The following is an 18,460-nucleotide window of genomic DNA, read 5'->3' as shown; positions in this document are numbered from 1 at the left end:
CGCGCGAAGTCAGAACAACTTGATCGGATTGACGATGTCGGCGACCAAGGTGAGCACCATGTACGCGCCGCCGATCACCACCGCGACATAGGTCAGGGGCAACAGCTTCAGATAATCGACCGGGCCGCCGGGGGCCAGGCCCTTCCAGCCGCGGATGGTGTTGCGGACCTTCTCGTAGAGCACCACCGCCATGTGCCCGCCGTCCAGCGGCAGCAGCGGCAGGATGTTGAACGCGCCGAGGAAGAAGTTCAAGCTGGCCAGGACCAGGATGAATACGCCCCACAGCCCGCGTTCGGCGGTCTCGCCGCCGATCTTGCTCGCGCCGTAGACGCTGACCGGGGTTTCCGGGTCGCGCTCGCCGCCGGTCACCGCGGACCACAGCGCGGTCACCTTCTGCGGCAGCTGGGCCAGCGATTGGAAGGTGCGCACGAACATGTCGCCGGTGAACGTGGCTGAGGCCGGGATGGCGCTCAGCACGTTGTATTTGACCGGATCGTAGGCGGCGTTCAATCCGACGCCCACCGCACCGACCTCGCGGCCCGCGCCGCCGCCCTCCGGGTAACGGATCACACGTTCCGGGGTGACCCGAATGGTCAAGGTCTGTCCGTCGCGCTCCACCGTGTAGTCGAAGGGACCAGACTGCTTCTGGGTTTCGGTCTGAAACTCTTTCCACGTCTTCACTGGAACGCCGTTTACCGCGTGGACCACGTCGCCGCGTTGCAGTCCGGCTCGCTGGGCTGGGCCGGTGCCCGTGCATGGCTGCGTCGTACCGTCCGGGTTCTGTTGCGGCACGCAACTCATGGCGCCGAGCGAAGTCGCGGGCGGCAGATCAAGCCTTGGCAAGCCCCAGCCGACCGCCAGAATCATCACCAGGATGAAACCGAGCAGGAAGTTCATCGCGATGCCGCCGGACATCACGACCATCCGCTTCCAGGTTTCCTGGCGGTACATCGCGCGGTCGATCTCTTCCGGTGCCAGCTCGTCCAGCGCGGTCATGCCCGCGATGTCGCAGAACCCGCCGAGCGGGAGCGCCTTGAGGCCGTATTCGGTCTCACCGCGCCGGAACGAGAACACCTTCGGCCCGAAGCCGATGAAGTAGCGACGCACCTTCATGCCGGTGGCCTGGGCGGTCCACATGTGCCCGCATTCGTGCAGCGCGATCGAAATCGTGATGCCTAGCGCGAACAGCACGAACCCCAACGCGTAGACCATGTGTTTAGCAGCCCTCCTGCATAGCGCAGCTCGCCTCGATGAAGTGCGACCGCCGGATCGGCCGCCCACAAACCTGGCCCGCACATCCCGTCACGGCCGCGAGCACCCCGACCACAGTAACCGGACACCGCGCGGCACTACGTGTTCAGTGTGCCAGGTGGGCGTCACCAGGCGAGTCCGGTCCTTCCCCACTGCCGCGAGCGAACCGGATGCCCGGCTCACCACCCTCGGGCGGCATGTGGTGGCGGGCGCCTCGCGCGATACCGCTCGACGGGGTGGCTCAGGCGTGCACGCGGGTGCGGGCGAATTCGCGGGCCCAGGAGTCGGCGGCCAATACTTCTTCCAGTGAGTTCGGTTCGGTGCGCCACTGGTCGGCGGCCTCGACCGCGGCGGCCACCGTGCGAACGATGTCCGGGAAGCGGATGGCGCCGTCCAGGAAGGCTTGCACCGCAACCTCATTGGCGGCGTTGTAGACGGCGGTGACGCTGCCGCCCGCCCCGCCGGCCCGGCGGGCCAGGTCGATGGCCGGGAAGACCTCGGTGTCGACCGGCTCGAAGGTCCAGGTGGCGGCGGTGCCGAAGTCGCAGGCCAGGGCGGCGCCGGGGACCCGGTCTGGCCAGCCGAGGGCCAGCGCGATGGGCAGTTTCATGTCCGGCGGGCTGGCCTGGGCGAGGGTGGAGCCGTCGGTGAAGGTGACCATCGAGTGCACGATCGACTGCGGGTGCACGGTGACGTCGATGCGGTCGTAGGGAATACCGAACAGCAGGTGCGTCTCGATCAGCTCCAGGCCCTTGTTCACCAGCGAGGCCGAGTTCAGCGTGTTCATCGGGCCCATGGACCAGGTCGGGTGAGTCTTGGCCTCAGCGGGATTCACCGATTCCAGCATTTCCGCGGTCCAGCCGCGGAACGGACCGCCGGACGCGGTGAGCACCAGCCGGTCCACCTCCTCGGCGCGACCGCCGCGCAGGCACTGGGCCAGCGCGGAATGCTCGGAATCGACCGGGACGATCTGGCCGGGCGCGGCGGCGCTTGTCACCAGGGAACCGCCCGCGACCAGCGATTCCTTGTTCGCCAGCGCGAGCCGGGTACCCGATTGCAAGGTGGCCAGGGTGGGTTCCAGGCCGAGCGAACCGACCAGCGCGTTCAGCACGACGTCGGCCTCGGTGCGGCGCACGAGTTCGGTCGCCGCGTCCGGGCCGGCCAGCTGAATGTCGAGTTGCTGGGCGGCTTTCGGATCGGCGACCGCGACATTGCGCGTCCCGGTGGCCGCGATCTGCGCGGCGAGCAGCTCGGTGTTGCCGCCGCGCGCGGCCAGGCCGACCACCTCGAACCGGTCGGGGTTGGCGGCGATCACCTCGAGCGCTTGGGTACCGATGGATCCGGTACTGCCGAGGAGCAGGACTCTCACGATGTCGGACACAGGTTCATTGTGGCGCACAAGAAAGTACGAAGAACCGGCGTGGCCCGACTTACAACGACGCACCGTCGTATGTCACGATATCGAGCAGCAGTCCATCCCGAACCAGCTAAGGAGCGAATCGTGGCCGCCACGGAACTCGAACCCGCCAGCACCGAGCGCGGCATCGTCACTCACGTGGACACCGCCGAGGTTCCCTCCGCCGCATGGGGGTGGAGCGGCGAGTCGCTGCGCACCTTCCGCATCGCCGGCTGGATCGTCGCGTTCATCCTGGTCGCCATGGTGATCGGTAACCACAAGGGGCGTGTCGAGGACATCTACCTCATCGGTTTCGCCGCCGCCATCGTCGGCATCCTGGTCCGGGACTCGTTCCTGCGCCGCAAGCCGCGCTAGCCGACCTTGGCCGAAAGGCCTGGTAGATATCGGCTTTCGCCGGGCGAGTCCGGCCAAGTACGGTGTGCAGCGAGGTCCGCGACTCGATTCGGGTCGCGGACCTTCGCCGCTGACCAGACCGTGAGGACGCTATGCCCAAGATTTTCGCCGCCGCGCTGCTGACCGCCAGCACCGTCGGTTCGCTGTTCCTGCTGCCCGTCGCCACCGCGCACGCTCAGTCCGAGACCTGCGGCCGCGCCGTGGACGCGATCAACAAAGCCGTCGCCGGATCCCCCAACGGCATCCTGGAGGACCCGGTCGCGAAGGCATTGCACGTCACCCTGCTGTCCATCGCCGCGAGCGGCGGCGAGCAGGCCGAAAAGGACGTCATCATCGCCTACGCCAATGCGCTGGCCGATGACAACATCACCGACCTGGACCCGGTAACCAACGAACTCAACCGCGTGTGCGGCGCCAACAGCTGAGTTTCGCTCCCCTCGAGCGGGACATCACTGCGGACTTACTCGCGTTTTGCCGCAGCTGTGTCCCGCTCGCCGGGCCGGATCAGTTGGCATTGACCGGCGGTGCAGGAGCGTTGCAGCCTGCCCCGCGAGATCGTTTGCAGTAGCCCGATCGCCCAGCAGGTCGGGCAGCCGCGGAGCGCGACGAAGCCGACCGGGGCGAGCAGCAGACTCGCCACCCCTAACCAAGGCAACAGCGCGAACGCTCCGATCAACGCGCCGAATCCCGCCACGCCGCGGAGCAGATGGCGCGGCACCGAACTGCTCGCGAAGGTCCGCTCGTTCATGCGCGGCCGTCCTCGGACGGCACACAACCGTCACGCAACGAGCACTGCACGGCAGAGCGCGCACGGTGCAGCCGCGATTTCATCGCCGCCGTGCTGAGACCGAGCCGCTCGGCCACCATTCGGCCGCCGAGGCCCTGGATATCCCGCATGATCAGCACCTGCCGCTGGTCCGGCGGCAAGGCCGCGATGGCCGACGCCACCCGCGCGGACTCCCAGCGGCGCAGCGCCTCGTCCTCCGCCGAGCTCATCGGAACATCGTCCGGTATCGGCTCACTCCGGCGCGCCAATTGCCTTACCTGGCGCAAACATTCGTTGCGGACGATCCGAAACATCCACGACGCCAACGCCCCTGATGCCCGCAACGTGCCGATCTTGCGATACAGAATGATCAGCGCCTCCTGCACCGCGTCCTCGGCGTCTTCGGCCGAAGCGCACAGCGAAAAGGCGAACCGTCTTATGTGCGGACGCGTCCCCGACACCAGCGCGGTGAGCGACTCCACATCACCCGCCCGCGCCGCCGCCACCAATTGCTCGTCGGGCCAGCTCATTTCGAACTCCGACGCCGCAGCACGGCAATACTGCACGCACAAATCAGCAGTACGGCCACAACAATCGCGGCAATGATCACGACAACCTCCCGATCTCCGGCCGACATCGTCGCCGGCCCGGATATGAGAGGGGGTGACACCGCAAAAGGATTCACCCTGGGCTAGCGTCCTCGGCGCTTCGCCGGCTTCTTCTTGGCCGACGCGTTCCTTGCCTGGTTCGGCCGGCCGGTTCGCTTCGCCGGTGACTTCTTCTGCGGCTCAGTACTTTTGGCGCGCGCGGACGGCGAGCGAGAACTGCGTTCGGACCGCCCGCGGACCACGCCGACGAAATCCTCGACCAGATCGCTGGTCCGCTCGGTCGGCCAGGCCAGGGCGATCTCGGTGTCGGCGACATCGGTCACCGTCCGGTACACCAGGTCACGCCGGGCGTGCAGCCGGGCGATCGAATGCGGGACCACCGCGACACCGACGCCGGCCGCGACCAGCTCGATGGCGCCCTCGACCGCGTCGATATCGGACGCGTCCTGCATCCGCTCTTCCGCCAGGTCGGCCATGCTCACCTGCTCGAACACCGAGATCGGATGGTCCTTCGGCACCACAACCACCGGCAGTTCCCGGTACAGCGGAATCGCGCTCATTCCGTCCCGATCGATGGGCAACCGGACGAAGCACAGCGCGACCCGCCCCTCGCGCAGCGCCGCTTCCTGCTCCCCCATCGGCACCGCCACCACCTCGAGCGGCGTATCCGGAAAGCGTTCACTCCAGATTCGCGTCCACTTCGACACCGTCACCCCCGGCACGAACCCCACCCGCAACGCCGCAGGGCCTGTCGGACGTTCCTCCGCCGCCGCCTCCGCCGCCCGCGCGATCAACTCCCGCGCCTCGCCCAGCAACGCCTCGCCGTCCGCGGTCAACTGGGTCGGCTGCGCCCCCGGCACGAACAGCCTCGTCCCCAGTTCCCCCTCCAGATCGATCACCGTCTGACTCAACCGCTGCCGCGAAATCTTCAACCCCTTCGCCGCCCGCGCGAAATGCAACTCCTCGGCCACCGCGACAAACCACCGCAGGCGCGTGACATCAATCGACTCGAACCGGCTCATGCCAGGAACCATATCGGCACCGGATACGCTCTTTCAGTGAGCCCGGACCCGAACCCCCAGCTGATGAAGCCCCTGACCGCAGCCAACAAGCTCGGCATCTACCTGCCCGCGGCCCCCGAATCCTTCCGCAACACCCCGCTCTCCCGCGCCGACCTCGACGCCCTCCGCACCAACCCCCCGGAGTGGCTCACCGAACTCCGCCGCACCGGCCCGTTCCCCCGCGACGTCACCGCCCGCAAACTCGGCGTCTCCAACTCCGGCCTCTCCCGCGCCGAAGTCTCCGACGCCCTGACCGCCGACGAAATCGCCACCCTCCTCGCCGACCCACCCGAATGGTTGATCCGCGAACGCGAGAACTACGCCGAGGTCCTCAAGGAAAACGAGCGAATCGCCGCCAAGGAAGCCGAGCGCCGCGCCGCCACCAACCGCCCCGCAAAGAACCGCACCTAGCGCTCGCCGGACACTTTCACATCCCGCTGACGAACTCGCGGTAGAGAAACTTTTGGTGCAGGCTCTCCAAGGTCCCCGAATACCGGCGAAAGGGAACCAGGGCGAGCCGAAGTGGCCGGGTGATCGGTATACCCGGCCCCACCAGCTCCGCGACCGATGCCGCCGCCTCGATCAGGGTGTTCTCCGTCTCGTTCGGTTCGGCCGATTCGAGACCCAATCGTCTGAGTAGTTGATCGCGGACGCCTTCCACGTCGAGTTCCAGCCGACGCGCTTCCTCTTCGGTGTCACAGCGAGACAACGCGCGCCGGAAATCGACGGCCCGCGAGCGGTATTCATCGATGCGCCCACAGATCATCGCCAGCCAACGCTCATCGGAGTAGCGTCCGCGGTCGCGCAGTGACCACAAGCGGCCGCCCAGCAGCGGCAATTGATACTCGAGCATCTGCAACCGACGCCCCTGCCGCGCCCCGGCGACCTTCCGAATCTCGCTGGGTATCCCCCGAACCGCCGAAATCACTTCCTCGATCGCACTCTCAGCGACACCGTCGTCGAAGAGGTCGAACATCACCGAGAAGTCGCGGCGCAGCGGATGTGGTGTGTAAGCAATGTTTTTCACCTTCGCCCGCGCCGAATAACGCAAGGACCGCACCAATGTCGCGATCAGCCACAGCTGCTGTTCGCTGTCCTCGATCAAACTGCGAAATTGTCCCTCCATCGCGAACGATGACGCACGCGCCCATTGGCCGAACGGGTCGAGTTCCACCCCATCCGCACCGCTGATGCGTGAGCGGTGGTGACCTTCGATCCGCACGTTCTCCCACTGGTAGTCCGCCCACGCCGCGATATTCGCCAGCATCCGCTGACCGCCACCGCGCTCCTGTACCTCGCGATCGGCGCGGCGGGTCTTGTCGATGAACCGCAGCATGGTCTCGACGCCGGTTGTCTTCAGCGTCTCCACGGCGGTGTGCTCGGCCGTGACCAAAGCTGCCTCGATATCGGGGCCGATCGACAACGGCACGGCGATGCGCAGATCGAAGAGATGGCGAAGGATTCGCGGAAGGTCGCCATAGTCGGCGGGAATCGGGTTCAGCTTCGTCGGATGCGGGACGAGCACCTCATCGAAATAGATCAGCGACTGGACAAGTTCCGCGTAGCACTGCTGCGCGAACGGATCGCGGGGGCGGGACGGGGAGGTGTGGTTCTGGGAGAGGATGAATTCCTCGGCACTGATGAACGTCGTGATGTCCACCATGACTCGATTCGACATCAACCACTCCGGGACTCGGCGAGCAACTCAACGAACCAGCGCACGCAATTCGGGTCGCCGGTAATCGTTTCGGGGAAAATGGGCTCGCGTTGGTTCAGGAATTGCCGGGTGAGCGGCAGTGGGGTTGATCCGTGGCCATCGGAGGCGGTGCGGCCCATTGCGGTTGTCAGAGCGATGCCCGCGGCGCCGTCCCAAACCTTCTGGTCGGGGCGGTAGAACAGGTCGAACTGGGACTCTGGGGTCTGCGTCCAAGCGGACAGGTCTATGCAGGTTCTGACCATATCGAGAGTTTGCGAGGTGGTACGGGTCTTCATGAGGCAACCGGCGTCGGCGAGACCGATTTCGAACTTGCGGGCAGCGGAGTTCTTGCTGCGCGTAACCGATGCGCGTCTGGGGTACGTTGTCGGGCTCAGCGGATCGGCGGGCCGCCCGTTCACGGTGACTTCGCCCGACCAGTGAATCGTTATCGGCGACCGGTTGGCGCCCAATTCAGGGGCAAGGACGTAGGCCGCGGTCGGTACGCCATCTTCGAGAAGGCAGACGACACTACAGAATTCGCGTCCGGTGAGTGCGACGAACTCGCTCGTGCCGTCGATCGGATCGATGATCCAGGTCGGCTCACCCGAGCTGGGCAGCTCCGTCTCGTCTTCTTCCGCGACGAATCGGGACCCGGGGAAGTGCCGTCCGATGGTTCCGATGATGGCCTTCTGCGTGGCGAGGTCGGCCTCGGACAGTAGTGTGTCGTCGGGCTTCGTATCGACCTGTAGCGACGCGAGGTTGCGGCGGTATCGGCGAAGCAACGGCAGCAGCTGCTCGTCCAGTGCCTTCCACAGTGATCCGACGTCCCGCAACGCGCCCTCCCCGCAGAGTGTTGTCCGTCGAGCGTAGCGGCTCGGGGCGTTCCTGAGGCCTTAACCTGGGGTTCCGATCACTTGTTCGGCACTCGAGACGCATTCGGGTCGATCGGCTGCCTTACCGCGATTTCAGCCATTCCTTGAACTGGTTTGTGGTGAATTGTTTTCCATTGAGGTCGGGGTGGGTGCTGGAGGAGATTGTGGTTACTTGGGTTGGGGTCCAGGCGAACCAGGTGTGGGAGGGGTAGTCGAGGAGGAGGCGGGCGGATTCGGGGAGGGATCGGGCGGCTTGGGATTCTTCGGTGCCGGTGGCTATTGCTTGGGGGGTGTGGGGCGGGGTTGGGGTGAGTTGGATTGTGTCGGAGGTTGTTCGGGGGGTGATGGCGGCGGGTACCGCTATATAGGAGGGGGTGCCTGCGTTGGGTAGGGAGGATTGGGGATCGGTCGCGAAATTCGGATTGGTCGCGTAGATCAGTATTTGGGTGCCCGTGCGGTGGCAGGGGTGTGGGTCTTCGGTGGCGACGGGTGGGTGCTGGGATCGGAGGAATGAGGCGGCCAGTCGAGTTGCCGCGGGGGATTCGAGGACGCGATCGATCGTTTCGGTCTCGGGGGTGGGTGCCCAGCTGAGGTCGGCCGGGCTGTGGGGTGGCGCGGCGCAGCCGGGGATTGTCAGCGCGGCGGCGATCAAGAAAACTGCGGCGGGCCGGTTCATTTCTTTTTCGATATTCCGTAATCTTCGCCGAACCAAGCCCATTCTGGGTTCTGGGTATAGGACGCGAGCGTCCGCGTGACGATTCGCTGGGCGGTCGGCCAGGGATCTCCGTAGGTGACGGTGCCGTTGCCTGCGTCGTAGCCATACACGACTTGCGCGTGCCCGCCGCCCGCGGTCCAGGCGATGCCGGTGAGGATCGGGCGGTTCGCCGAGATCTCGGCGGCGATTCTGGTCATGGAGAACGGGGAGCCGACCGACGCGTCGAAGCCGATCTTCTGGAACGCGGCGGCGATCTCTTCGAGTGAGGCGCTCTCGTTGGGGCACTGTTTGCCCTGCGCGGTGTCGTGCACGAGTTTGCAGTAGTCGGCCTGCGCGATTCGGCGACCGAGGTAGGTGGATATCGCGGCACCGTCGGCCGCCCAGCACCATTGATTCCACTCTTGCACCTGCTGCGCGTAGGACAGCGTTTTCGAGCCGACCGCGGTCACCCGGGGTTCGATGACGCCGGGCAGTCCGGTGGTGACCTTCAGCCCCGCCGGGCGCGCGGTGAAATCCTTTCCAGGCGAAAGCGGTTCGGCAATGGACGCACCATGGCCGCACGAAAGGATCACCACGGTCGCGGCGATTATCCAGGCATGAAATTTTCTTCGCGGCAGCACGAGGGCACCCCTCTTTCGGGTTGCTGAATTTCAGGAAAAACTACGCCGCGACTTCCGACGGCGGCAAGTGGGGAACGTCCCCAATACGAAACACGATAACAACACCCAATGCTGTTGCCGCACTGATGTTTTGCGAGGAGCATTCGCAACGTAGCAACGGAGAGCCCGAACTGTTCCACAGTTCAACAATTTCGGCGTCCGGTGCGCATCGGGCAACTGCCCTAAATCGACAAAACGGACAAATCAACCAGGAGTTGTCATGCGTTATTCGAAACTGCCTGCCGCGATGGCATTCGCGGTCGGCATCGGACTGGTGTCGGTGGGAATCGCACAGGCGGATCCGCCCACTTCGGGCCCCGAACTCAAGCACCATTCCTTCGGCTTCGATGTACAAGCGGCAAAAGCCAATCAGGACAAGGACACCAGCACCGGTTTCGCGCTGCCGGTGCGGGTCGGCTCCGCCGTCGCGCCGCCGTCCTATTCGCTCAAGCAGTTCGCGGCGCCGGCGGGTGACCAGGGTCCGGTGGGGTCCTGCGTGGCCTGGGCGACCGGGTACACCGGCTACGCCGTGCTGATGAACGAGCAGAAGATCGCCGGCGGCCCGATGGCCCCGATGTACATCTACGCGCAGATCGCGAAGGGCAACGACCAGGGCACCTGGGCGGGCGTCGCGCTGCCGATGGAACGTAACCAGGGCATCGACACCAAATCCCACTACTGGCAGGGCGATTTCGACTACACCACCCAGCCCGACGCGTCGGAGCGCGCGAATGCCGCGCACTACAAGCTGTCCGGCGCACAGGATCTGGATTCCGGCGACCGCGTGACCAACATCAAGAACGCGATCGCGGCCGGCCTGCCGGTCCCGATCGGCTTCGAGGTCAGGCAGAGCTTCATGGATCTGGGCCCGGGCCACTCCCGCTACAACCCGTCCCGCAACGAGCGCACGGTGGGCGGCCACGAGGTGACGATCGTCGGATACGACCAGAATGGCGTCACCATCCAGAATTCCTGGGGCGCGAGTTGGGGAGACAACGGATTCTTCACCGCACCGTGGTCCTTCATCACCGGCGGCGACGTCGATGAAATTCACTCGATGGGACGACTTGTCACCGGATGATCGATCACATCATGAGTAGTTCGAAGTCCTGATTCCTGTCGGCGGCACCGCCGGCAGGAACCGGGCGTTTCCACCGATTGCACCTCCTGCAATCTGCTCGGCGTCTACCCTTCAGAACTGGGGAAAACCGACGCTGACCAGCCAAGATCCCCACTCTCACTGGGGATCCGAGGGTCGCCGTTCATGTCATGATTCAAACGGTTGGCCGGAATCGGCGGCACCCCCATCGGCCGGGACAACCACCAGCACAATATATTTCGGTTCTCGTTCGCCTACGATCTTCGGGCCATCGCCGCGCGCACAGAAATGTCGCGGTGAACGATTCGCTGACCTTTATGCGACTTCCGTTCATCGGGGACCGATCCAACGTCCCCATAGGGAGGACCCCATGCGAACGGCGAAATCTACCGGGCTCGTCGCAATGGTCGCGAGTCTATTGATCGGCATAGCCGCGGTGTTGGTGGGATTCACCAACGCGCCGGCCCAGACCGCGGCCGCGGCTCCCCCGACGTCCGGCGGTGTCAAAATCGGCTACTACAACCAATGGTCGGTCTACGAAAACGCCTTCTACCTCAAGAACGTCGACACCTCGGGTATGGCGGGCAAGCTCGACTACATGATGTACGCGTTCGCGAACATCCACCCCACCGACCTGACCTGCTTCGAGGCGAACAAGGCGGCCAGCCAGGACGAGAACAACCCGAATGCCGGTGACGGCGCGGGTGATTCGTTCGCCGACTACGGCAAATCGTTCGGCGCGTCGATCAGCGTCGACGGCACCGCGGACGCCTGGAACGACCCGATCGTCGGCAACTTCAAGCAGATCAAGCAGCTGAAGGCGAAGCACCCGAACCTGAAGGTGCTCTTGTCGATCGGCGGCTGGACCTACTCGAAGTTCTTCTCCGATATCTCCGCGACCGATGCCTCGCGCAAGAAGTTCGCGGCCTCCTGCATCGACATGTTCATCAAGGGCAACCTGCCCAAGGCCGACGGTTACGGCGGCCCCGGCACCGGTAAGGGCGTGTTCGACGGCCTCGACCTGGACTGGGAGTATCCCGGTGGCGGCGGCCATCTCGGCAACCACGCCTCGCCCGCCGACCGGGCGAACTTCACCCTGCTGACCGCCGAGTTGCGCAAGCAGCTGGACGCGCAGGGCCAACTGGACAACAAGCGCTACTCGCTGACCGCGGCCGTGGCGGCGGGGCAGGACAAGATCCGCAACTACGAGACCGACAAGCTCGGCAACTACCTCGACCTGGTCAACGTCATGACCTATGACATGCACGGAGCGTGGGACGCCAAGGGCCCGACCAACTTCCAGGACCCGATCTACAGCCGGCCGGACGATCCGATGAACCCGGTGCCGCCGGGCAACGCCAAGTACAACATCGACGAGGCGATCACCGCGTGGACCACGGGCGACAGTTCCTACGGCATCCCGGGCGGCTTCCCGCCGACCAAACTGACCATCGGTTATCCGTTCTACTACCGCGGCTGGACGGGCGTGCAGCCCGGCAACAAGAACGGGCTGTTCCAACCCGCGACCGGCCCGGCGCCGGGTGGACCGTCCTCCGGCAACGTCCCCGGCATCCGGATGTACAAGGAGCTGGCCGGTGTCGTCGACAATCCGTCCCGCACGTTCTACGACCCGGTAGCGCAGGCCGCCTACTTCTACGACGGCACCAACTTCTGGGGCGGCGACTCGCTGCAATCCATTCAGGCCAAGTCGGATTACCTGCACTGCAAGGGACTCGGCGGCGCGATGATGTACTCGCTGGAGAATTTGGATGCAGCGTCGACCCTGTTCAACCAGGTGATCAAGACCGTCAACGGCAGCGCGTCCACCTGCACGCCGCCGACCACCACACCGACGACTCCGCCCACCTCCACGACTACGACCACGACAACCACCACCACGACCGTGCCGCCGACCACGACAACCACCACCCCACCCACCGGAAACGGTGTGGTCAACGGTGATTTCGAGGCCGGCTCGCTGTCCCCGTGGTCCTGCGCCGGCAACCTCGGCACCCTCGTCACCAGCCCGGTACACGGCGGCAAGAGCGCCCTCACCGCCGCGGCGAGCAGCAGCGATACCGCCCAGTGCGCGCAGGAGATCACCGTCGAGCCGAATCACGCGTACACGCTGTCGGCGTGGGTGAACGGCAACTACGTCTACCTCGGCGTCACCGGTTCGGGCACCAGTGACACGTCCACCTGGACTCCGGGTACCGGCGGTGCCTACCAGCAACTTTCGACCAAGTTCAGCACCGGTGCCTCGACCACGAAGGTCACCGTCTGGGTGCACGGCTGGTACGGCCAGGGATCGTACAGCGTGGATGACATCACGCTGAAATAGAAGGCTGGAATGTGAAGGTGGGCTTCGTTTTACGAGGCCCACCTTTTCCGTGTCAGATTTCGCTGTCGTCCAGCGGCCGGTACCCGAGCCAGCGCGTGGTCGAATGCGAGGTCGCGCACCAGAGGGCGGCGAGCGAAAACACCGGCACCGCACCGAAAATGCCCAGACCGGTGTAGTCCCGATCGATGAGCACCGCACCTACGGCGGCCAAGCCGGCAAGCATGACGATCGCCGAACCGATCGCGACCGCTAGCCTTCCGCCGCGTTTTCGCAACAGCAGTGCCACTGCCCCGCCGATCAGCAGCGCCGACAGGGCGGTGACGACGGCCGCGATGGCGATCATTCCGGCCGCCGCGTCGGTGCCGTGCCCCCTGGCCAGCTCGATCACCGCGCCGACCGCGGGTACCTCGGCGATCAGGCCGAAGAGCAGGGCGAGGCCGGCCGCGGTCCGGGCGGTGCGGCCGGACGGCGGGGGCGGATCGGCCGCAGGCGACGGCTGCCACGGCTGCGCCCCCACCGGATCCGAGTGCTGGTTCAGCATCGTCGCAGCGGTGCGGCGGCGCGGATCTATGTCGACCGCGGGGGACGGTTCGGGCCGGGTGTTGAACACGGTCGGTGCCGTCCGGTACCCCGCGACGACGGCTCGGCCGGACAGCGCAGCCTGCGCCGCTTCCGCGAATTCGCTACAGCTGACGAACCTTTCGTGTCGCTGCTTGGCCATGGCGCGACCGATCACCTCGTCGAGCGATGCCGGCAGGTCGGGTCGCCGCTCGGTGAGTCGTGGGACCGGTTTGGTGATGTGCCCGGCGACGATCTGGCCTGGATTCGTTGCGGGGTAAGGGGTCTGGCCGGCCAGCAGCGTGTAGAGCGTGCAGGCCAGGGAGTACTGGTCGGCGCGATGATCCACCTGCTCGCCGGACAGTTGTTCCGGCGACGCGTAAGCGAGTGTGGCGGTGAATGTTCCGGTGGCGGTCAGCTTGGTGTCGGCGTCGAGCAGGCGGGCGATACCGAAATCGGTGAGGATCGCGCGCGGCCCATGACCGGAATTCGACTCGGCCAGCAGGATGTTCGCGGGCTTGATGTCGCGATGCAGCACGCCGCGGCTGTGGGCATAGTCGAGCGCGTCCGCAGTGTCGGCGACAATCCGCACGACATGTGCCGCGGGCGCCGCACGGGGATCCAGTCGCGCGGCATCGGTGCCCGCGATGTACTGCATGGAGATCCAGAGATGCCCGTCCTGAGTACCGCGGTCGTAGACCCCGACGATTCCCGGATGATCCAAGCGCGCGACAACGTTCGCCTCCAACTCGAAACGCCGCCGCAATTCCTCGTCTTCGGACACCGCACGATGCAGCAGCTTGAGCGCGACCAGCCGCGGCAACCGCGGATGCCGGGCCCGGTAGACCGTGCCCATCCCACCCTGCCCGAGCACGCCCTCGACGAGATAACCGGCGAACGAGTCCCCCACCCCAGGCACCACGCCCCCTTCCGCTCGAGCATTCGGATCGAGGCAGCATAACCCGTGTCCGATTCGGGCCGGCCGATCCGATCAGGGGCTATTCGGGATGCGTTGTATTCCAGCCATTTTCGAGAAGCTCGAAGATGTCTTCCGCGGCACGTTCCGGGTCGGGATGGCGCTCGATGAGATCGCTGGCGTCCAGGGCGAAGCGGGCCAGGGCGGCGCAGGCGAGGTCGTCGGCGGGGGCGCCGACAGCTTCGGCGATAGCGACGGCCAGGGCGGTTTCGTGGCGAAGCCACATGCGGCGGGCGTACTCGCGCAGGACGGGCGTGTCGGCGATCATGCGGACGAACGCGGCGGTTTGCCCCGACGCTGCCTGCACTCGCGCTACCCGCGACAGGATGTGGTCGCGCAGGGCCTGCGGGATGGACCGGCCGGGGGCGCGGTCGCGGATCGCCGCGACAAGGGCCGCCTCCAGGTCGTCGTCCAAGTCGAAGACCAGGGCTTCCTTGCTGGGGAAATGCTTGAACAGGGTGGTCACCGAGACGTCGGCGGCATCGGCGACGTCCTTGACGCCGACACTGTCGTAGCCGTGCTCGAGGAACAGGCGCAGCGCCGCATCGGCCAGCGACTTGCGGGTCTGGGCCTTCTTGCGCTCGCGGCGCCCGATCGGTTCGTCCACGCCGCCACCCTACCAATGAAGGTCTAGTCACTATGAAAGTTTAGTCATTGCACTTTTGCAGTGAGTTAGGTTTCATGAAGGCATGAGTTTCTCCCCAGAACCCCGCATCGCGGTCGTCGGCGCCGGCCTCGGCGGACTCGCGTGCGCCCGCGGACTCCAATTGCGCGGGCGCGCGGTCACCGTGTTCGAACAAGAGCCCTCCCCCAACGCCCGCAGCCAGGGCGGGACACTCGACCTGCACGCCGACACCGGTCAGGTCGCGCTGCGCGCGGCCGGGCTGTTCGACGCGTTCCGCGACTCGGCGCGTTTCGAAGGCCAGGAGATGCGGGCGCTCGATCCCGCCACCGCGCGACTCCTGCGTCACGAACAGCCTTCCGCCGGCGAGGATTACGCTCCGGAGATCGACCGAGGTCAACTGCGCGGTCTGTTCCTCGCATCGCTCACTCCCGGGACGATCCGCTGGGGACAGGCGGTCGAGTCGGTCATCGACGGCTCGACCCTGCGGTTTCGCGACGGCGCGACCGCGACGTTCGATCTCGTCGTCGGCGCGGACGGCGCCTGGTCACGGGTCCGGCCCGCCCTGTCCGCCGCCACCCCGGCACACACCGGCAGCACCCTCATCGAAACCTTCCTCGACGACGCCGATACCCGGCACCCCGCGCTGGCGCAGCTGGTCGGCAACGGCACCGTCGTCGCCAAGTCCGGTCGCACGATGCTGTCCGCGCAGCGCAACAGCGGCGGCCACATCCGCGTCTATGCCGGGCTGGAGATTCCGCACGACTGGTACCTCGCGGCAGGCCTGGACCTCGACGACACCCCGGCCGTACGCGAGTACCTGCTGACCATGTTCGACGGCTGGCACGACAGCTTGCTCGACCTATTCCGTTGCAGCGACGGTGGATTCGTCAACCGGCCGCTGTTCGTCCTGCCCGTCGGACACACCTGGGATCCCGTTCCCGGCTGCACCCTGCTCGGCGACGCCGCCCACCTCATGCCCCCGTTCGGCATCGGCGCCAACCTCGCCATGCTCGACGGCAGCGACCTGGCCGCCGCCATCACCACCCACCCCACCCTCGAGGAGGCGGTCCGCGGATACGAAGCCCGCATGCTGCCCCGCGCCAAGGCCGCCGCCCAAGCCTGCGCGGACCTGGATGAGATCATGGCCTCGGGCGAGCCGATCGACGTCGACGGAATACGCAAGCACCTCAACGAACGACTCCTGCGGCCGCAGGTGGACCGCCGGTGACCCACCCTGGGTGGTGATCTGCTCCACCTCGGTGGCCGCGGCCCAGCACTCGGGGTCCTGATATCGGCGGCCGGAATGCCGGAGAGTTGGACGTGTCACCGCCAGCGAATCCGGAGCCTCCGATGCCGAACTCCAGCACCATCGTCATCCCGGCCGAACGTCGTGCCACGGTTTCGACCGGAGACGGTGTGGCGCTCGCGGTTCGTGAATACGGATCCCCCAGCGCGGAGCTCACCGTCGTTCTGCTGCATGGACATTGCCTGCACACCGAGTCCTGGACCTACGTTCGCGACGCGCTGCTGCGCCGGTACCGCGGGGCCAGGGTGGTCAGTTACGACCATCGGGGTCACGGCGATTCGGGCGCGGCGTCCCGGCAGACCTACAACCTCGAGCAGCTCGGCCGCGATCTGGGCGATGTCCTCGACGCCGTCGCTCCCACCGGCCCGGTCATTCTCGTCGGTCATTCGATGGGCGGCATGGCCATACTCACCTACGTCAGCCAGCGTCCGCACGAAATCGGTTCGCGCATAGTCGGAGTCGGGCTCATCGCGACCGCGGCGAGCGGACTGGCCGATGCGGGGTTCGGGCGGCTGCTGCGTAATCCGATGGTGTCGGTGTTCCAGGCGGCGGTCCGGCGGGCTCCGGTGCTGATGCAGCACGCGAAGCTGGTGGCCTGCAAGGTTTTCGCGCCGGTCATCCGGATGGCGGAGTTCGGCGATCGCAAGGTCAGTCCGCGGGTGCTCGCGCTGGCGAACGCGATGCACAACGAGACACCGATCGTGACCATGGCGAGCTTCTTGAGCGACTTCATGGACTACGACCGGACCGACGCGCTCGCGCTGCTCTCGACCATCCCGACGCTGGTGCTGTGCGGTTCCGCCGATCTGATGACGCCGGCGGCACACTCCGTCGCGATGGCCGCCGCGGTCGAGTACTCGGACTTCGTCATGGTCGAGGGCGCGGGGCATTCGGTGATCCTCGAGCAGCCGGAGCGGGTGGCCGAGGCCGTCGCTCGTCTGCTGACGCGAGCGGGTGGTAACGGTCAGCGCCGGGGCGCGCACCTCGCGTTGGTCGCTTAGAACGGACGGACGCGTGGCCACTGCTGCGGCCACGCGTCCATGCGACGTTCGGTCAGGAGTACTTGCCCTGCAACGCGATAACGAAACCGCCGGCGCCGTTGGCATCCGTTCCGGTGTCGAGGACCTTGTCGTCCAGGAACGCCGCGGCCTCCCGGTCCAGGAAGATCCGCGAGCCTTCCGCGGTCAGGACCTGATCTTGCTCGGCCGGGATCGCGGCCACTTCGAGCTGTAAGGTCTCGGCGCCGTCCACGGTGGAGATGCGTAGGCCGGCCTCGTCCGGCGTGCCTTCCGCGGTGGTGATGTTACGAACGACCTCGATGGCGGTGGGGGTCAGCATCAGCATGTATTCGTTTCCTTCCCGCTGTCGTGGCGGTCCGCCGAGTTCCGGCGAACCGCGGTCCCGCCGACCAGCCGCCTGCGCGTTGTCCGCGCCGACGGCCCGTATCGGCGTTCTCCAAGGGGTAGCCACATGCCGCTCCGTGAAACTCCTTTTCTCGGCGCGGCACCCGTTACCCCTGGTCGGCGGCGGATTGTGACTCCTACCGCAGCCGCTCAGCTAGCGGTCGGGAACCGATACGTGCCGTTACGCGGAACGATTACCGGAGCTACCCCGCGACTTGACCCACTGGAACACCAGCAGCACCGGCAGGATGAACGCCTGGAAGAACATCCAGTACGAGCCGCCTTCGAAGAGGAAGGCGAGATAGATGCCGTAACCCACGAACAGGGTGCCGAAGACGGCGTTGAGGATCTGGCCCGCATTGCCCTGGGATTTGGCGAAGGACAGGGCGAGCATCGCCAAGCCGCTCACCAGCAGTAGGACCACGTACCACGAGAACTGCGGGTCGGCACTGAAGTCGAGATTCACGGATTTCCCCCGTCGAAAGTTTGTCCAACACAGAGTTCGACGATGCCGAACGGCCCCCCGAACGTGGGAATCGTGCCATTGCCGTTGGGTGACCGCAAGTCGGCGATGCTCGACGCCGCCGGTCTCGATCGAATTCCGCTTGCTTTCAATCGTTTTCAGTCACTGTTTTCAGTCTTGTCCGAAGTTGCCACCGGGTGGGCGCCATCGGTCGACACTCCGCTGCCGGTGCGGTTTGAGCAGTGAATCCT

The 18,460-nt window shown here is 66.0% G+C and carries 21 protein-coding genes; 8 read left to right on the top strand and 13 right to left on the bottom strand.

The features are described 5' to 3' along the window. Positions 1–9: 9 nt before the first annotated feature. Both ACFQ9K_RS06125 and dxr read right to left on the bottom strand, forming a co-directional pair. Positions 10–1,212: a M50 family metallopeptidase gene (locus ACFQ9K_RS06125; RefSeq protein ID WP_378715185.1), complete on the bottom strand. Its 1,203-nt coding sequence runs from the start codon at positions 1,210–1,212 to the stop codon at positions 10–12. Between the two features lie 280 nt (positions 1,213–1,492). Continuing rightward, positions 1,493–2,632 (bottom strand): 1-deoxy-D-xylulose-5-phosphate reductoisomerase, encoded by a 1,140-nt coding sequence (gene dxr / locus ACFQ9K_RS06120; protein WP_378715183.1) that lies wholly within the window; start codon positions 2,630–2,632, stop codon positions 1,493–1,495. 120 nt (positions 2,633–2,752) lie between these two features. Between dxr and ACFQ9K_RS06115 the strand changes: the two genes are divergently transcribed. Together ACFQ9K_RS06115 and ACFQ9K_RS06110 are read left to right on the top strand one after the other, a co-directional pair. Next, the gene (locus ACFQ9K_RS06115) at positions 2,753–3,022 is read left to right on the top strand and encodes a DUF2631 domain-containing protein (protein ID WP_378715181.1); all 270 of its coding nucleotides are present in this window, start codon (positions 2,753–2,755) and stop codon (positions 3,020–3,022) included. A 131-nt stretch (positions 3,023–3,153) separates the two neighbouring features. Beyond that, on the top strand, positions 3,154–3,486 hold the full coding sequence (locus ACFQ9K_RS06110; protein ID WP_378715179.1) for a hypothetical protein: 333 nt from the start codon (positions 3,154–3,156) through the stop codon (positions 3,484–3,486). Positions 3,487–3,521: 35 nt separating this feature from the next. On the opposite strand, the gene ACFQ9K_RS06105 is transcribed toward ACFQ9K_RS06110, so the two are convergent. From ACFQ9K_RS06105 to ACFQ9K_RS06095, 3 genes are all read right to left on the bottom strand, one after another. After that, positions 3,522–3,809, bottom strand: coding sequence for a hypothetical protein (locus tag ACFQ9K_RS06105; RefSeq protein ID WP_378715178.1), 288 nt, complete (start codon positions 3,807–3,809; stop codon positions 3,522–3,524). After that, complete coding sequence (locus ACFQ9K_RS06100) at positions 3,806–4,357, bottom strand: RNA polymerase sigma factor (protein WP_378715176.1); 552 nt, start codon at positions 4,355–4,357, stop codon at positions 3,806–3,808. The genes ACFQ9K_RS06105 and ACFQ9K_RS06100 overlap by 4 nt, the downstream gene beginning before the upstream one ends. Positions 4,358–4,518: 161 nt before the next feature. Then, positions 4,519–5,457 (bottom strand): LysR family transcriptional regulator, encoded by a 939-nt coding sequence (locus ACFQ9K_RS06095; RefSeq protein WP_378715174.1) that lies wholly within the window; start codon positions 5,455–5,457, stop codon positions 4,519–4,521. Between the two features lie 36 nt (positions 5,458–5,493). Here ACFQ9K_RS06095 and ACFQ9K_RS06090 point away from each other — a divergent pair, with 36 nt between their 5' ends. Then, positions 5,494–5,907, top strand: a complete 414-nt coding sequence (locus ACFQ9K_RS06090) for a DUF5997 family protein (RefSeq protein ID WP_378982861.1) — start codon at positions 5,494–5,496, stop codon at positions 5,905–5,907. A gap of 16 nt (positions 5,908–5,923) precedes the next feature. Here ACFQ9K_RS06090 and ACFQ9K_RS06085 read toward each other — a convergent pair whose 3' ends face one another. From ACFQ9K_RS06085 to ACFQ9K_RS06070, 4 genes are all read right to left on the bottom strand, one after another. Beyond that, on the bottom strand, positions 5,924–7,159 hold the full coding sequence (locus tag ACFQ9K_RS06085; protein WP_378715170.1) for a hypothetical protein: 1,236 nt from the start codon (positions 7,157–7,159) through the stop codon (positions 5,924–5,926). A 14-nt stretch (positions 7,160–7,173) separates the two neighbouring features. Continuing rightward, a complete protein-coding gene (locus ACFQ9K_RS06080) occupies positions 7,174–8,025 on the bottom strand; it encodes an inositol monophosphatase family protein (RefSeq protein WP_378715168.1) in 852 nt (283 codons plus the stop codon). A 121-nt stretch (positions 8,026–8,146) separates the two neighbouring features. Then, positions 8,147–8,740: a hypothetical protein gene (locus ACFQ9K_RS06075; protein WP_378715167.1), complete on the bottom strand. Its 594-nt coding sequence runs from the start codon at positions 8,738–8,740 to the stop codon at positions 8,147–8,149. Then, on the bottom strand, positions 8,737–9,354 hold the full coding sequence (locus ACFQ9K_RS06070; protein ID WP_378715165.1) for a papain-like cysteine protease family protein: 618 nt from the start codon (positions 9,352–9,354) through the stop codon (positions 8,737–8,739). Before ACFQ9K_RS06070 ends, ACFQ9K_RS06075 begins: the two co-directional genes overlap by 4 nt. A 304-nt stretch (positions 9,355–9,658) precedes the next feature. On the opposite strand from ACFQ9K_RS06070, the gene ACFQ9K_RS06065 reads away from it, so the two are divergent. Then, the gene (locus tag ACFQ9K_RS06065) at positions 9,659–10,519 is read left to right on the top strand and encodes a C1 family peptidase (RefSeq protein WP_378715163.1); all 861 of its coding nucleotides are present in this window, start codon (positions 9,659–9,661) and stop codon (positions 10,517–10,519) included. A 388-nt stretch (positions 10,520–10,907) separates the two neighbouring features. After that, on the top strand, positions 10,908–12,878 hold the full coding sequence (locus tag ACFQ9K_RS06060; protein WP_378982857.1) for a glycosyl hydrolase family 18 protein: 1,971 nt from the start codon (positions 10,908–10,910) through the stop codon (positions 12,876–12,878). Positions 12,879–12,930: 52 nt separating this feature from the next. On the opposite strand, the gene ACFQ9K_RS06055 is transcribed toward ACFQ9K_RS06060, so the two are convergent. Continuing rightward, positions 12,931–14,355 carry a serine/threonine-protein kinase gene (locus tag ACFQ9K_RS06055; protein ID WP_378715160.1) on the bottom strand — a complete coding sequence of 475 codons (1,425 nt, stop codon included), beginning with the start codon at positions 14,353–14,355 and terminating at the stop codon, positions 12,931–12,933. A gap of 79 nt (positions 14,356–14,434) precedes the next feature. Then, the gene (locus tag ACFQ9K_RS06050; RefSeq protein ID WP_378715158.1) at positions 14,435–15,019 is read right to left on the bottom strand and encodes a TetR/AcrR family transcriptional regulator; all 585 of its coding nucleotides are present in this window, start codon (positions 15,017–15,019) and stop codon (positions 14,435–14,437) included. A gap of 82 nt (positions 15,020–15,101) precedes the next feature. On the opposite strand from ACFQ9K_RS06050, the gene ACFQ9K_RS06045 reads away from it, so the two are divergent. Continuing rightward, a complete protein-coding gene (locus ACFQ9K_RS06045; RefSeq protein ID WP_378715156.1) occupies positions 15,102–16,265 on the top strand; it encodes an FAD-dependent oxidoreductase in 1,164 nt (387 codons plus the stop codon). 122 nt (positions 16,266–16,387) lie between these two features. Continuing rightward, positions 16,388–17,344, top strand: a complete 957-nt coding sequence (locus ACFQ9K_RS06040) for an alpha/beta fold hydrolase (RefSeq protein ID WP_378715154.1) — start codon at positions 16,388–16,390, stop codon at positions 17,342–17,344. A 52-nt stretch (positions 17,345–17,396) separates the two neighbouring features. Here the strand turns inward: ACFQ9K_RS06040 and ACFQ9K_RS06035 are convergent, their stop codons facing one another. Both ACFQ9K_RS06035 and ACFQ9K_RS06030 read right to left on the bottom strand, forming a co-directional pair. Continuing rightward, positions 17,397–17,687, bottom strand: a complete 291-nt coding sequence (locus ACFQ9K_RS06035; RefSeq protein WP_378715152.1) for a hypothetical protein — start codon at positions 17,685–17,687, stop codon at positions 17,397–17,399. A gap of 240 nt (positions 17,688–17,927) precedes the next feature. Continuing rightward, positions 17,928–18,212, bottom strand: a complete 285-nt coding sequence (locus ACFQ9K_RS06030) for a hypothetical protein (protein ID WP_378715150.1) — start codon at positions 18,210–18,212, stop codon at positions 17,928–17,930. A 42-nt stretch (positions 18,213–18,254) separates the two neighbouring features. Here ACFQ9K_RS06030 and ACFQ9K_RS06025 point away from each other — a divergent pair, with 42 nt between their 5' ends. Beyond that, on the top strand, positions 18,255–18,455 hold the full coding sequence (locus ACFQ9K_RS06025; protein WP_378715148.1) for a hypothetical protein: 201 nt from the start codon (positions 18,255–18,257) through the stop codon (positions 18,453–18,455). The last annotated feature ends 5 nt before the right edge of the window (positions 18,456–18,460 follow it).

This window comes from Nocardia sp. NPDC056564 (genome assembly GCF_042793755.1).
Classification (GTDB): Bacteria; Actinomycetota; Actinomycetes; order Mycobacteriales; family Mycobacteriaceae; genus Nocardia.
Note: the sequence above shows the minus strand (reverse complement) of the source record. Positions and strands in the feature narration are given on the sequence as shown.

Bases quoted from the DNA above. Each gene is read 5' to 3' on its own strand.
- ACFQ9K_RS06045 (WP_378715156.1), top strand. From the start codon at position 15,102: ATGAGTTTCTCCCCAGAACCCCGCATCGCGGTCGTCGGCGCCGGCCTC.
- ACFQ9K_RS06105 (WP_378715178.1), bottom strand. From the start codon at position 3,809: ATGAACGAGCGGACCTTCGCGAGCAGTTCGGTGCCGCGCCATCTGCTC.
- ACFQ9K_RS06095 (WP_378715174.1), bottom strand. From the start codon at position 5,457: ATGAGCCGGTTCGAGTCGATTGATGTCACGCGCCTGCGGTGGTTTGTC.
- ACFQ9K_RS06040 (WP_378715154.1), top strand. From the start codon at position 16,388: ATGCCGAACTCCAGCACCATCGTCATCCCGGCCGAACGTCGTGCCACG.
- ACFQ9K_RS06125 (WP_378715185.1), bottom strand. From the start codon at position 1,212: ATGGTCTACGCGTTGGGGTTCGTGCTGTTCGCGCTAGGCATCACGATT.
- ACFQ9K_RS06075 (WP_378715167.1), bottom strand. From the start codon at position 8,740: ATGAACCGGCCCGCCGCAGTTTTCTTGATCGCCGCCGCGCTGACAATC.
- ACFQ9K_RS06035 (WP_378715152.1), bottom strand. From the start codon at position 17,687: ATGCTGATGCTGACCCCCACCGCCATCGAGGTCGTTCGTAACATCACC.
- ACFQ9K_RS06060 (WP_378982857.1), top strand. From the start codon at position 10,908: ATGCGAACGGCGAAATCTACCGGGCTCGTCGCAATGGTCGCGAGTCTA.
- ACFQ9K_RS06085 (WP_378715170.1), bottom strand. From the start codon at position 7,159: ATGGTGGACATCACGACGTTCATCAGTGCCGAGGAATTCATCCTCTCC.
- ACFQ9K_RS06025 (WP_378715148.1), top strand. From the start codon at position 18,255: ATGCCGAACGGCCCCCCGAACGTGGGAATCGTGCCATTGCCGTTGGGT.
- ACFQ9K_RS06100 (WP_378715176.1), bottom strand. From the start codon at position 4,357: ATGAGCTGGCCCGACGAGCAATTGGTGGCGGCGGCGCGGGCGGGTGAT.
- ACFQ9K_RS06110 (WP_378715179.1), top strand. From the start codon at position 3,154: ATGCCCAAGATTTTCGCCGCCGCGCTGCTGACCGCCAGCACCGTCGGT.
- ACFQ9K_RS06065 (WP_378715163.1), top strand. From the start codon at position 9,659: ATGCGTTATTCGAAACTGCCTGCCGCGATGGCATTCGCGGTCGGCATC.